The following is a 14,669-nucleotide window of genomic DNA, read 5'->3' as shown; positions in this document are numbered from 1 at the left end:
ACGTTTGTCCCGTTTAAAATCAAACTGCGAGATAAACTAAAAAAATGACAGCAATAAACACGAATGTCGCTCGTCTTGCTACCACCCAACACTTTCTCTCTATAGTGTTTTCCATTAGACTCACCTTCAAAAAACGGACAATGCCCCTAGAGCCACCGCTCTTAATGTTTCAAACGTAGTAAAATAAGTGTTAATATGCAATATTAAAATTCAATAAGGATGCGAAATTCTTATCGGAAATATTTTTTATAATGCACCAAGTTCTTCAAAACGTATGCTTAATTATATAAAATATTTTATGGGTATGTTTCAATGAAACGTACAAAGTTTTCTAACGGTTCGCGTTCTGTCTCAAAATTGTTTTCTGGAGCACTCATATCGCGATAACCAAGTGCCATACCACAGATAATATGGCGATCAGAAGGAATAGATAAAAGCGTACGAATCTGTTTATGATAATCAGCAAAAGCAGCTTGAGGACAGGTATCTAATCCAAATCCACGTGCAGCTAACATAATGGTCTGCATAAACATACCCAAATCAAGCCAACTCCCCATTTCCATGTCATGATCCATTGTAAATAAGAGTCCTACAGGTGCATCAAAAAATAAAAAATTTCGCGCCTTTTGATGAAGTACTTTTTCTTCATCACCTTTTTGAATTCCAAGACTCTGATAAAGATCCAAACCAACTTTTCGACGCCTTGAAATATAAGGCTCACGCCACTGACGTGGATAATAACTATACTCACGCTCTCCTTTTACACCTGAAAGCACAAGTTGTGAAAGCTCTTGCCCTACTTTCTGTAATACACTTCCTGTAAGCACAATCACTTGCCATGGCTGAATATTTGTTCCAGATGGTGCACGTGCTGCAAGTTTTAAGATTTCTTTGATTGTTTCCAAACTAACTGGCTGATCAGTAAAAGCGCGAATTGACTTTCGTGATAAAATAGATTGAAAAACACTCATAGGAGAGACTGCCATTGTTTTTACTTTCTTTATGAAAAATAATTTTTTACTTATCAAGGACAATATATTGCGAAAATACCTTCGCAGCTTTTTTCGAACACTCTATTTCTTTAAATAACTTACACATTTCACGTAGTGTTAAAGATTCCCCTTAGAGATAGTATAACACATCTCTTTTAATAGAAAAAAATTGTCTAAAAGCAGATGAAATAAATTTTATAATCAATGATTAACCCCCAACTCCGCTAAGCTCTCAAAAAAACTCTCCTCAATTCGTTCTAAATCCTGTAGAAGATCATCAATATCATTCTGCATCTGCTTTAAATCAGCTCGTTTTTTATGAATTCCTGCAATTAATTTCTTAAGCTTTTTCTCATCATCAGGTGGTTTTCCAACCATTGTCAACATATCAGATATTTCAGAAAACGAAAATTTAACTCTTTTAGCACGCAGAATTTGTTTTAACTTATGACGATCCGTTTGTGTATAAAGCCGTGTATTTCCACGCCGAAAAGGAATAAGAAGTCCCTCTTCTTCATAATAACGCAAAGTCCGAGCTGTTATTGAAAACTCACGTGTTAATTTTCCAATTGAATAATATTCGTGCATTTTTTTATTCTGTCTTCATAGATCACATTGTGATAAGAAATATGTCTATTTTTTATAATACTTAGTGAGCACCCTAATCTCTACTCTCCTGCATTCTAATTTAGAAGAAGATACATTCTTGTCATACAAGTATTGTATAGTAGAGAATCAATTATTTTTTAGATTATAAAAAAGACTATCGATCTTTCATTATAAGTCCTTTAAAATCTTTATAAAAGATATCAATCAACAATTTTCCTAAAATTCAAAATCAATCATTATTTGATTTGTAGATAACCAACTCTTTTCCTTGAATATGGCTTTTGAGTTTCACATAATTACAAAACAATAAGCTACTAAAGATGTTTAAAATAACTATTGCCTTATAATTTTTGATATTTTTCAGGAAAATATGCAACTTCTGCATTTCGAAATAAAAAAACGTCTGAATAGAAAGTTCAGACGTTTTTTTATTATGTGATGTTATATTTAAATTATTCAGCAACTGCTTGGGTTGTCATATTTGTCAACATAGCCTTAGCCACTTCGTTATTACTAGACTTACGCTGCTCATCTACAATCAAATCATCACGAACTGCAGCAATACGACGGATTTGAGAAATCGTACCACCCGTACCTGCTGGAATAAGACGACCGACAATAACGTTCTCTTTAAGTCCTTGCAAAGTATCAATTTTACCAGAAACTGCTGCTTCAGTAAGAACACGTGTTGTTTCCTGAAACGATGCCGCCGAAATGAAAGAAGGCGTTTGAAGAGAAGCTTTTGTAATTCCAAGAAGAATGGGATTACCAGAGGCAGGTTTCTTCCCTTCTGCAATCAAATTATCATTGATTTCATCAAGTTCAATACGATCAACATTATCACCTGGAATATAACCAGAATCTCCAGATTCAGTAATTTCAACTTTTTGCAACATTTGACGAACAATCACTTCAATGTGCTTGTCATTAATAAGAACTCCCTGCAAACGATAAACCTCCTGAATCTCATTAACAAGATAAGATGCCAAAGCTTCAACCCCCTTAATCGCCAAGATATCATGAGGTGCTGGATTACCATCAAGGATATAATCTCCCTTTTCAATTTGATCACCTTCTTGGAAGTGAAACAACTTACCTTTTGGAATCAAATATTCTACTGCCTCAAGAGTTTCATCATTTGGTTCAATAATGATACGACGTTTATTCTTATAACCACGGCCGAATCGAATCGTACCACTTACTTCAGCAATAATCGCATGATCCTTTGGACGACGCGCTTCAAAAAGCTCAGCCACACGTGGTAAACCACCCGTAATATCTTTCGTCTTGGCACTTTCCATTGGCAAACGAGCAATAACATCACCAGCCTTAACATGAGCACCAAGCTCAACAGAAAGAATAGTTTCCACTGACATCATATAACGCGCTTCACCTCCCTTATACAATTTAGCAATGGATTCACCTTCTTTATCTGCATGGATAATAATGGCTGGTTTAAGATCCGCACCACGTGGATTAGCGCGCCAATCAATCACCAAACGCTTCGTAATACCCGTAGATTCATCAGCTGTTTCAGTGACAGATAAACCATCAATCATATCTTCAAAACCCACATAGCCTTCAACTTCCGTTAAAATTGGACGTGTGTAAGGATCCCATTCTGCTATACGTTGGCCACGTTTAACCATATCACCATCATCAACAAAAATATGGGCACCATAGCTAACACGATGTACAACGCGCTCTTTTCCTAACTCATCCTTGATAAGGATAGCCATATTACGCCCCATCACCACCAAATGTCCTTCAGAGTTACGAACCACATTACGATTACGAATCTCCACCTTACCTTCATAAGATGCCTCTAAATAAGATGAATCAACAACCTGCGCAGTTCCTCCTAAGTGGAAAGTACGCATAGTAAGCTGTGTTCCCGGTTCACCAATGGATTGAGCAGCAATAACACCAACGGCTTCTCCCTGATTAACAGGTGTTCCACGCGCCAAATCACGACCATAGCATTTTGCACAAACACCAAGACGTGTTTCACATGTTAAAGCAGAACGAATTTGAACAGATTGAATTCCAGCTTCTTCAATCTTCGCGACATCAGCTTCCTCAATCATCGCTCCACCTTCAAGGATAACCTCTCCAGAGACAGGATGTAGAATATCAACAAGCGCTGTACGACCAAGAATCCTTTGCCCAAGGGAGGCAACAATTTGTCCTGCATCAACAATTGGCTGCATGGTAAGCCCTTTTGCGGTACCACAATCAACTGCTGAAATAATAGCATCCTGTGCAACATCAACAAGACGCCGTGTTAAATAACCAGAGTTCGCCGTCTTTAACGCAGTATCAGCAAGTCCTTTACGTGCACCATGCGTGGAATTGAAGTATTCATTAACAGTTAGACCTTCTTTAAAATTTGAAATAATGGGGGTTTCAATAATTTCACCCGATGGTTTTGCCATTAATCCACGCATACCGGCCAATTGTCTCATCTGGTTAGCAGAACCACGTGCCCCAGAATGCGACATCATATAGATCGAATTCATCGGCCGTTGACGACCTGTTTTAGGATCAAAATCGACGGCTTGAATACGTTTCATCATTTCATCTGCAACGCGATCTGTACATTTACCCCAAGCATCTACAACCTTATTGTATTTTTCACCTTGTGTAATCAAACCATCATTATATTGCTGTTCATACTCCTTAGCCAAAGCTTCTGTCTCTGCAACTAAACGCGACTTACTATCAGGAATAACCATATCATCCTTACCGAATGAAATTCCTGCACGACAAGCATAAGAAAAGCCAAGCTGCATAATACGGTCGCAAAAAATAACCGTCTCTTTTTGTCCACAGTGCCGATAAACATGATCAATCATTTTAGAAATATTCTTTTTCGTCATTTCTTGATTGACAATATCAAATGAGATATCCGAATTTCTTGGCAAAAGCTCACCGATAATCAAACGACCAGGTGTCGTATCATAAAGTTTAGAAACTTCTTTTCCATCCTTCCCCATATTCTTAACACGGCCTTTAATCTTCGTATGAAGCGTTACAACCTTATTTTCCAAGGCATAATGAAGCTCACCTATGTCAGAAAAAGCCATTCCTTCACCTGGTTCTTTTTCAGAAACAATTGAAAGATAATAAAGACCAAGGACCATATCCTGTGAGGGAACAATAATTGGGGCACCATTGGCCGGATGAAGAATATTATTGGTCGACATCATCAAAACACGAGCTTCAAGCTGTGCTTCAAGAGAAAGCGGAACGTGAACCGCCATCTGATCTCCATCAAAATCCGCATTAAAAGCAGTACACACCAGTGGATGAAGTTGAATAGCTTTGCCTTCAATTAAGATAGGTTCAAAAGCCTGAATCCCCAAACGGTGCAATGTTGGCGCACGGTTGAGTAAAACAGGGTGTTCACGAATAACCTCATCCAAGATATCCCAAACTTCTGGATGTTCTTTTTCAACAAGCTTCTTTGCCTGCTTTACCGTTGATGAATAGCCTTTTGCATCAAGCCGCGCATAAATAAAAGGCTTAAACAATTCAAGAGCCATTTTTTTGGGAAGACCACATTGATGCAATTTTAATTCAGGACCCGTCACGATAACAGAACGCCCCGAGTAATCAACACGCTTCCCAAGTAAGTTCTGACGAAAACGTCCTTGCTTACCCTTCAACATATCTGATAGGGACTTGAGAGGACGTTTATTGGCTCCAGTAATCACACGCCCACGCCGTCCATTATCAAACAATGCATCAACAGCTTCTTGTACCATACGCTTTTCATTGCGCACGATAATTCCAGGAGCACGCAATTCAATCAGCCGTTTCAAGCGGTTATTACGATTAATAACCCGCCGATAAAGATCATTCAGATCTGATGTCGCAAAACGCCCACCATCAAGCGGAACCAATGGACGCAAATCCGGTGGAATAACCGGAATTGTTTTCATAATCATCCACTCTGGCTTATTTCCAGATTCAAGAAAATTTTCAACGATTTTAAGTCGTTTAATCAGTTTTTTCTGCTTTAACTCTGAAGTTGTTTCAGCTAATTCGAGACGCAAATCATTGGCGATTTTATTTAACTCCATACCAGCTAAAAGCTCGTAAATAGCTTCAGCGCCAATCATAGCTGTAAACTGATCTTCTCCAAACTCATCAATAGCAAGCATATATTCTTCTTCAGAAAGAAGCTGATGGAGCTTAAGAGATGTCAATCCTGGTTCGGTTACAATATAATTCTCAAAATAAAGAACCCGCTCAATATCTTTTAAAGTTAAATCTAAAAGTGTAGAAATACGACCTGGTAATGATTTAAGAAACCATATATGCGCAACAGGTGCCGCAAGTTCAATATGCCCCATACGCTCACGACGTACGCGCGAAAGAGTAACCTCTACACCGCATTTTTCACAAATAATGCCCTTATACTTCATGCGTTTATATTTGCCACATAGACATTCATAGTCTTTAATAGGGCCAAATATACGTGCACAAAAAAGACCATCACGCTCTGGTTTAAAAGTCCTATAATTAATAGTCTCAGGCTTCTTAATCTCACCATACGACCAGGACAAAATTTTCTCAGGACTCGCAATAGAAATGCGAATAGAGTCAAATGTCTGCGCTGGCGCTTGAGGATTGAAAAGATTCATGACCTCGTGGTTCATGCTGTTCTCCTTCAAAGATTCTTAGAACCTGTTGTAATATCTCATTTTTTTATAACAGATCTTCTTTAAAATACATTTACTTTTAAAAATGACCTGTATAACCTTAATAAGGTTATTGAAACTCTTAAAGCAATCAGAGCGCAGTCTTTTTCTACTGCGCTCCTTGAATTATTATTCTGCTGTATCAGACAATGCCCGCTGTGCAATAAATTCGCGCGCATCATCAAGCTCCACATTAAGAGCAAGTGAGCGCATTTCTTTTACCAACACATTAAAGCTTTCGGGTATACCCGCCTCAAATGTATCATCACCACGCACAATTGCCTCATAGACTTTCGTTCGACCAGCCACATCATCTGATTTTACTGTTAGCATCTCCTGCAAAGTATATGCAGCACCATAAGCTTCAAGTGCCCAAACCTCCATTTCACCAAAACGCTGACCACCAAACTGTGCCTTACCTCCTAATGGCTGCTGCGTAACAAGTGAATAGGGACCAATAGAACGTGCATGAATCTTATCATCAACAAGGTGATGCAATTTCAACATGTAAATATATCCTACCGTTACTGGACGATCAAAAGGCTCTCCAGTACGACCATCATAAAGCGTAACCTGCCCTGAACTATCTAAGCCTGCGTCCTCCAGCATCATGTTAATATCAGACTCATGTGCTCCATCAAAAACAGGCGTTGCAATTGAAACCCCTTTCTTCATCTGTAATGCCAATTTGTAAAGGCTTTCATTATCATACTGACGGACTGGTTCATTTTGATTATCATCAGGCATAAGATTTTCAATACGCTGACGCAACGGCAATATATCCCCAGTCTCTTGATACAATTCTAACAAATCACCAATCTTCTTGCCCATCCCCGCACATGCCCAACCAAGATGCGTCTCAAGAATTTGTCCAACATTCATACGACTAGGCACACCAAGCGGATTCAAGACGATATCAGCATGAGTCCCATCTTCAAGAAATGGCATATCTTCTACGGGAAGAATACGTGAAACAACACCCTTATTCCCGTGACGTCCTGCCATCTTATCACCTGGTTGGATTTTGCGCTTCACAGCCACAAAAACCTTCACCATTTTCATGACACCAGGAGGCATTTCATCACCTCTTTGGACCTTTTCAACTTTATCCATAAAGCGACGTTGTAATGCTTCTTTTGATTCATCATATTGCTTGCGCAAAGCTTCAATTTCATTTTGAAGCTTTTCATCCTCAACAGCAAATTGCCACCACTGGGATCGTGGATAATGCCCCATTACTGTACTATCAAGCTTTTTGCTGCCCGAAAAGCCTTTCGGACCTTCTACAGCAACTTTACCTGTCAACATATCAGTAAGGCGCGCATAAACATTGCGATCAAGAATAGACTGCTCATCATCACGGTCTTTTGCTAAACGCTCAATTTCTTCACGCTCAATTGCCATCGCACGTTCATCTTTTTCCACGCCATGGCGATTAAAAACGCGAACTTCAACAACAGTACCAAAAGTTCCAGGAGGCATACGCATAGAAGTATCACGAACATCGGATGCCTTTTCCCCAAAAATTGCACGCAGAAGCTTTTCTTCCGGCGTCATGGGACTTTCACCTTTTGGGGTAATCTTTCCAACTAAAATATCACCTGGTTGAACTTCAGCACCAATATAAATAATGCCAGCTTCATCAAGATTTCTTAACGCTTCTTCCGCAACATTAGGAATGTCGCGCGTAATTTCCTCAGGCCCAAGTTTTGTATCGCGTGCTGCAACTTCAAATTCCTCAATATGAATTGAAGTAAAAACATCATCAGCAACAATGCGCTCGGATAACAAAATAGAATCTTCATAATTGTATCCATTCCAAGGCATAAAGGCTACGAGAACATTCCGCCCAAGAGCTAAATCACCAAGATCCGTGGATGGACCATCTGCAATGATATCACCTTTCTCTACCCTATCACCGACATGTACAAGAGGACGCTGATTAATACAAGTGGACTGATTAGAACGCTGAAATTTCTGTAGGCGGTAAATATCAACGCCTGATTTTGAAGGATCTAAATCTTCTGTTGCACGGATAACAATACGGGTAGCATCGACTTGATCAACAACACCACTACGTTTTGCACTCACAGCAGCTCCTGAATCGCGCGCAACAATGGCTTCCATTCCCGTCCCAACAAATGGCGCTTCAGCACGTACAAGAGGAACTGCCTGACGCTGCATGTTCGATCCCATAAGCGCACGATTCGCATCATCATTTTCCAAAAAAGGAATAAGCGCTGCTGCAACTGAAACCAACTGTTTTGGTGAAACATCCATCAAATCAACATGATCACGCGGCGCCATTAAAACTTCACCAGCATGACGGCAAACAACAAACTCTTCTGTAAAACGACCTTCACTATCTAATGACGAATTAGCTTGAGCGACATAATGCTTTGCTTCTTCCATCGCTGAAAGATAAATAACTTCTTTTGTGACTTTTCCATCAACAATTTTTCGATATGGGCTTTCAATAAAGCCATATTTGTTAACTCGCGCAAATGTTGCTAAGGAGTTAATCAGACCAATATTGGGGCCTTCTGGTGTTTCAATGGGACAAATACGACCATAATGCGTAGGATGTACGTCACGGACTTCAAAACCCGCACGTTCACGAGTCAAACCACCTGGACCAAGAGCAGAAAGACGGCGCTTATGGGTAATCTCCGACAATGGATTAGTTTGATCCATAAACTGCGACAATTGCGAAGACCCAAAAAACTCACGAACTGCTGCTGCAGCAGGCTTTGCATTGATCAAATCCTGTGGCATAACTGTATCAATTTCAACCGATGACATACGCTCTTTTATCGCACGCTCCATACGAAGAAGACCAATGCGATATTGATTTTCCATTAACTCCCCAACGGAACGAACGCGACGGTTGCCAAGATTATCAATATCATCAATTTCGCCACGACCATCACGCAATTCAACCAACATCTTAACAACAGCGAGAATATCCTCTTGGCGTAAAATGCGAACTGTATCTGGACAATCAAGATCCATACGCAAATTCATCTTAACACGCCCAACGGCTGAAAGATCATAACGCTCTGGATCAAAAAACAATGAATGGAACATTGCTTCTGCTGTATCGATTGTTGGGGGCTCACCTGGACGCATCACTCGGTAAATATCAAATAACGCATCCTGCCGACTTTCATTTTTATCCACCTTTAAAGTATTGCGGATATAAGCGCCAATATTCATGTGATCAATATCAAGGATATTGATTTGATCAGCACTAACATCAAGCAAAACTTTTAATACTTTTTCGTCAATTTCATCACCAGCTTCAAGGTAAATTTCACCTGTTTCGTAATTGACGATATCTTCGGCTAGATAACAACCTAATAAATCATCTTCACTAACTTTAACCGCTTTAAGTCCTTTTTCTGCCAAAGACTTCGCAGTACGAACTGTTAATTTTTTACCAGCCTCCGCGACGACTTCACCACTATCTGCATCTATAAGGTCAGAAATGAGCTTCATTCCTTTAAAGCGATCAACAGAATAAGGAACTCGCCATCCTTCTCCATCACGCTCATAAGGCACTTTATCATAAAACGTCGATAAAATATCTGACGCATCCATACCCAGTGCCATCAAAAGACTAGTAACAGGAATCTTGCGCCGTCGATCAATACGTGCATAAATGATGTCCTTAGCATCAAACTCAATATCAAGCCAAGAACCACGATACGGAATAACACGAGCAGCAAAAAGAAGCTTTCCTGATGAATGGGACTTTCCTTTATCATGGTCAAAAAAGACACCAGGAGAACGATGCATCTGCGAAACAATAACACGTTCCGTACCATTAACAATAAAGGTACCATTCGTCGTCATTAAAGGCATATCGCCCATATAAACGCCTTGCTCTTTAATGTCTTTGATATCTTTGGAGCCAGTATCCTCATCAACATCAAAAACAATCAAACGTAATATGACCTTTAATGGGGCAGCATAAGTTAAATCACGTTGACGGCACTCCTCAACATCAAATTTCGGTAAATCAAATTCATAACCAACAAACTCAAGCATAGCTGTACCGGAAAAATCTGAAATAGGAAAAACCGATTTAAAAACAGCTTGCAAACCTTCATCTGGTCGTCCACCTTTCGGTTCCTCAACCATGAGAAACTGATCGTATGACGCTTTTTGAACCTCAATAAGATTCGGCATTTCTGCTACTTCAGGAATCTTACCAAAAAATTTGCGTACGCGCTTACGACCATTGAATTGAGACATCATTGCGTGAGTCTGAGCCATCGTCGCTCCTTGATCTTTACTCTTCAAGGTAGACCAACCTTGAAAGCCTTATATCATTAACCTGCATATGCAGACCAGTTCACTTGATACTCAATATTGAGCATCTTTAACTTTCCCCATCAACATAAGCCATTTATCTTTTTGACTCTATGATGAAGGGACGGATAGTGCAAACCTATCCCATTATTGTTACGAAACCGTTGGGAAAAGGTTTTTTTACTCATTATTTTTCCTCTTTGTATTAAGAGAAAGAAAATCGGCGAACATAAATGCCCGCCGATAAAATTAAATTTACTTAAGTTCTACTTTAGCACCAGCAGCTTCAAGTTGAGATTTAATTTTTTCTGCTTCTTCTTTAGAAGCACCCTCTTTAATAGGCTTAGGTGCCCCTTCAACCAGATCTTTAGCTTCTTTAAGACCAAGTCCAGTAAGAGCACGAACTTCCTTAATAACATTAATTTTTTGCGCGCCACCTTCAACAAGAATAACATCAAATTCTGTTTTTTCTTCAGCAGCTGGAGCAGCAGCACCAGCAACAGCAGCGACAGCTACAGGAGCAGCAGCCGAAACTCCCCACTTCTCTTCAAGTAACTTAGAAAGCTCAGCGGCTTCCAAAAGGGTTAGATTAGAAAGGTCTTCTACGATCTTCTCTAGATCAGCCATTTTTAAATTCCTTCAATTAAAAGATTTGAACCATTATTAAATCTTATCCAAAAAAACAGAAAAGCATTAAAGCCCTTCCATAAACGTGAATACAAACAGCCTTAAGCCGCCTTATCCTTCTGGGCATATGCTCCAATGACACGTGCAACCTGACCAGCAGGAGCATTAACAACCTGTGCAATACGGGTCGCAGGGGTAGAAATCATACCCACAAGTTTTGCACGCAACTCGTTTAATGAAGGCAATGAAGCCAATGACTTCACAGCATCTACAGTTAAACTTGTTGCACCCATTGAACCGCCAAGGATGACAAATTTGTCATTGCTTTTCGCAAAATCAACAGCAACTTTCGGTGCTGTGATTGGATCTTCTGAATAAGCAATAAGTGTTTGTCCAGTAAACAAACCCACTATCGATTCAGATTCCGTGCCCTGAAGAGCGATTTTAGCAAGACGGTTTTTGGCGACTTTAACGGCACCGCCAGCTTCACCCATTTTCGAACGTAGATCATTCATCTGTGAAACTGTCAGACCGGAATAATGTGCAACAACAACAGAACCAGACTTTCGAAAAGCCTCGTTAAGCCATGTAACAAATTCGCGTTTCTCCGCTCTATTCACTGTCTCTCTCCATTTAACAGATTTGCTTAAAACAAACCTGTTGGTTACCTTTGATAACATAAAATACTTCATGTCACCGATGAGGATCCTGTCCCCTTTTTCACGCATAACGATCAAAGGCAACCTTGGCTCAAACCCTTTAAGTCTTTTAACTCTCAGTTTTTACCCCAGTCTCATGCAGGTTTTTTTTGATTAAGATACTTAAAAGCATCACCTACAATCTCGGACAGGATATTCCGGAATTTCTTCCGGTATAACCTAAGCCCTATAAAGCTTAGATAGCTAAATGCTGATCAAAACCAGCATTTTAAATACAATTTTGATATTCACATACCCCAAAATAAAATTATAAATCAGCTTACACTAGCTCTGAACGAACCGTTGCTGGATCAACTTTAACACCAATTCCCATAGTCGAAGAAACAGCAACGCGCTTAATATACTCACCTTTTGCACCTTGCGGTTTGGCTTTAATAACTGCACTTGCAAAGGCCTTTATATTTTCTACGATTTTTTCAACACCAAAAGAAGCCTTACCAATACCAGCATGCACAATACCAGCTTTTTCCACACGAAACTCAACAGCACCACCTTTAGAAGCTTTGACAGCACCGGCAACATCAAGTGTTACAGTACCAACTTTCGGATTCGGCATCAAACTCCGCGGACCAAGAATCTTACCAAGACGACCAACAAGAGGCATCATGTCTGGTGTTGCAATACAACGATCGAAGTCTATAGTCCCTCCATTAATGCTTTCAAACAAATCTTCAGCCCCTACAATATCAGCTCCTGCCGCCTTAGCTTCCTCAGCCTTATCCCCACGAGCAAAAACGGCAACACGAATATTTCTTCCTGTTCCATTAGGCAAATGAGCAACTCCTCGAACCATTTGATCAGCATGACGAGGATCAACACCCAAGTTCATTGAAATTTCGATTGTTTCATCAAACTTAGCAACCGCACGCTCCTTAACCATTGAAACGGCATCTTTTAAAGCGTAAAGTTCATTAAAATCAATATCTTTTCGGATATTTTTTATTCTTTTTGCTACTTTTGCCATAATATTAGCCCACCACTTCCAAGCCCATCGAGCGAGCAGAACCTTCAACCATACGCATTGCTGCCTCAATGTCATTCGCATTAAGATCTTTCATTTTTGATTCCGCAATCGAACGAATTTTATCGCGAGAAATGCTTCCTACAGACACTTTACCAGGCTCTTTTGAACCAGATTTCAGGTTTGCTTCCTTCTTTAAAAAGAATGATACAGGAGGCGTCTTGAGAGAAAATGTGAAAGACTTATCTTGGTAATACGTAATAACAACTGGAATCGGTGCTCCCTTTTCCATTTCTTGTGTAGCTGCATTAAACGCCTTACAAAATTCCATGATATTAATACCGCGTTGCCCAAGAGCTGGACCAATCGGTGGAGATGGAGTAGCAGCTCCTGCAGGAACCTGCAACTTAAGCTGACCTATACTTTTTTTTGCCATAACAATCTGCCTTTAATTTCACTGGTATACTGACAATTTATCTTGCCCATTACCCGCCGCAGTCACGTGGTTCGGATCATTAAGCCGACAAAAGCCATAAATCACCTCCCACTCCTTCCTTAAAGTAATTAAAACTACTCTAAGTTTAATCAGAGTTTTTCAACCTGACCAAATTCCAAATCAACAGGCGTAGGACGCCCAAAAATAAGCACTTCAACCTTAAGACGAGAGCGCTCTTCTTCAACCTCTTGAACAATTCCATTAAACGAAACAAAAGGACCATCAGCAACACGAACCTGCTCTCCAACCTCAAACAATACAGAAGACTTTGGAGACTCAACCCTTTCTTGAACTTGTTTGAGAATTTGCTCAACCTCTCGATCAGAAATGGGAACAGGACGCGCATCCGATCCTAAAAAACCTGTCACTTTAGGCGTATTCTTAATAAGATGATAAACTTCATCTGTTAACTCAGCACGAACAAGAACATAACCAGGAAAAAATTTCCGCTCAGCATCAACTTTACGTCCACGACGAACCTCTACAACACGCTCTGTTGGAACAAAAATCTTTTCAAAAAGATGATCAAGTCCTTTTTGCTTTGCTTCCTTATCAATAGCTTCCGCTACTTTCTTTTCAAAATTTGAATATGCCTGAACAATATACCAACGAGCTGCCACAGTCACACTTCCTTACATTCTCAACTAAAAAGATATTTCAGAAGATCAATAACCCGCCAAACACCAAAATTCATAACCTGATCCACAATAAAAAAGAAAGCTGAAGCCAACGCAGTTACCAACAAAACCATAACAGTAGAAATAACCGTCTCACGACGTGTAGGCCATTTCACTTTAATTGTTTCTGCATAAACCTGCTTCAAAAAGGTAATCGGATTGGTTTTAGATGCCATCGTCACACTATACTCTCTCTAGCCCTATTGTGTTTTATACAAAAAAATAAACAGAAAGAAATGCAAAAGCCAACTTTCAGACTTATGCAATTTCCTCACTTTTTATTCAATACCGTTTCATACACAAAAAAACAAGCCCTATATCAAAAAAAGCGAAAAAGGCAGCAAAATCCACTCCCTTATATGTAAAATTCTATTCCCCTTTGGCAGGGGCAGCAGGACTTGAACCCGCGACCTGCGGTTTTGGAGACCGCCGCTCTACCAACTGAGCTATACCCCTAACTCTCAAAACTAAAACACTTTTAACATCCCTTTAACAAGCATTATTTATTCAATGATCTTAGAGACGATACCGGCACCAACAGTACGACCACCTTCACGAATAGCAAAAC

General features: G+C 39.8%; 10 protein-coding genes, 1 tRNA gene and 1 pseudogene. All 12 read right to left on the bottom strand.

Features of this window, described 5'->3' with window-relative positions:
• Nucleotides 1-296: 296 nt before the first annotated feature.
• Nucleotides 297-986 carry a nitroreductase gene (locus ACFIKY_RS05795; protein ID WP_375636250.1) on the bottom strand — a complete coding sequence of 230 codons (690 nt, stop codon included), beginning with the start codon at nucleotides 984-986 and terminating at the stop codon, nucleotides 297-299.
• 207 nt (nucleotides 987-1,193) lie between these two features.
• On the bottom strand, nucleotides 1,194-1,580 hold the full coding sequence (locus ACFIKY_RS05790; protein WP_375636248.1) for a MerR family DNA-binding transcriptional regulator: 387 nt from the start codon (nucleotides 1,578-1,580) through the stop codon (nucleotides 1,194-1,196).
• A gap of 473 nt (nucleotides 1,581-2,053) precedes the next feature.
• Complete coding sequence (rpoC, locus tag ACFIKY_RS05785) at nucleotides 2,054-6,265, bottom strand: DNA-directed RNA polymerase subunit beta' (protein WP_375636247.1); 4,212 nt, start codon at nucleotides 6,263-6,265, stop codon at nucleotides 2,054-2,056.
• 171 nt (nucleotides 6,266-6,436) lie between these two features.
• Nucleotides 6,437-10,585, bottom strand: coding sequence for a DNA-directed RNA polymerase subunit beta (rpoB, locus tag ACFIKY_RS05780; protein ID WP_375636245.1), 4,149 nt, complete (start codon nucleotides 10,583-10,585; stop codon nucleotides 6,437-6,439).
• A gap of 291 nt (nucleotides 10,586-10,876) precedes the next feature.
• On the bottom strand, nucleotides 10,877-11,248 hold the full coding sequence (gene rplL / locus ACFIKY_RS05775) for a 50S ribosomal protein L7/L12 (protein WP_012755028.1): 372 nt from the start codon (nucleotides 11,246-11,248) through the stop codon (nucleotides 10,877-10,879).
• A 101-nt stretch (nucleotides 11,249-11,349) separates the two neighbouring features.
• The gene (gene rplJ / locus ACFIKY_RS05770; protein ID WP_375636243.1) at nucleotides 11,350-11,868 is read right to left on the bottom strand and encodes a 50S ribosomal protein L10; all 519 of its coding nucleotides are present in this window, start codon (nucleotides 11,866-11,868) and stop codon (nucleotides 11,350-11,352) included.
• A gap of 358 nt (nucleotides 11,869-12,226) precedes the next feature.
• Nucleotides 12,227-12,931: a 50S ribosomal protein L1 gene (rplA, locus tag ACFIKY_RS05765; protein ID WP_375636241.1), complete on the bottom strand. Its 705-nt coding sequence runs from the start codon at nucleotides 12,929-12,931 to the stop codon at nucleotides 12,227-12,229.
• Nucleotides 12,932-12,935: 4 nt separating this feature from the next.
• A complete protein-coding gene (gene rplK / locus ACFIKY_RS05760) occupies nucleotides 12,936-13,364 on the bottom strand; it encodes a 50S ribosomal protein L11 (RefSeq protein ID WP_273723157.1) in 429 nt (142 codons plus the stop codon).
• A 149-nt stretch (nucleotides 13,365-13,513) separates the two neighbouring features.
• Nucleotides 13,514-14,044, bottom strand: coding sequence for a transcription termination/antitermination protein NusG (gene nusG / locus ACFIKY_RS05755; protein WP_012755024.1), 531 nt, complete (start codon nucleotides 14,042-14,044; stop codon nucleotides 13,514-13,516).
• Between the two features lie 20 nt (nucleotides 14,045-14,064).
• Nucleotides 14,065-14,277: a preprotein translocase subunit SecE gene (gene secE, locus ACFIKY_RS05750; RefSeq protein WP_375636240.1), complete on the bottom strand. Its 213-nt coding sequence runs from the start codon at nucleotides 14,275-14,277 to the stop codon at nucleotides 14,065-14,067.
• 204 nt (nucleotides 14,278-14,481) lie between these two features.
• Nucleotides 14,482-14,557: transfer RNA gene (locus tag ACFIKY_RS05745), tRNA-Trp, on the bottom strand.
• 47 nt (nucleotides 14,558-14,604) lie between these two features.
• A pseudogene (locus ACFIKY_RS05740) lies at nucleotides 14,605-14,669 on the bottom strand (elongation factor Tu); the annotation flags it as partial.

Origin of the sequence: Bartonella sp. CR127HXZ (assembly GCF_042194555.1) — a bacterium.
GTDB lineage: Bacteria > Pseudomonadota > Alphaproteobacteria > Rhizobiales > Rhizobiaceae > Bartonella > Bartonella grahamii.
This window is presented reverse-complemented; position numbering and strand designations above follow the sequence as displayed.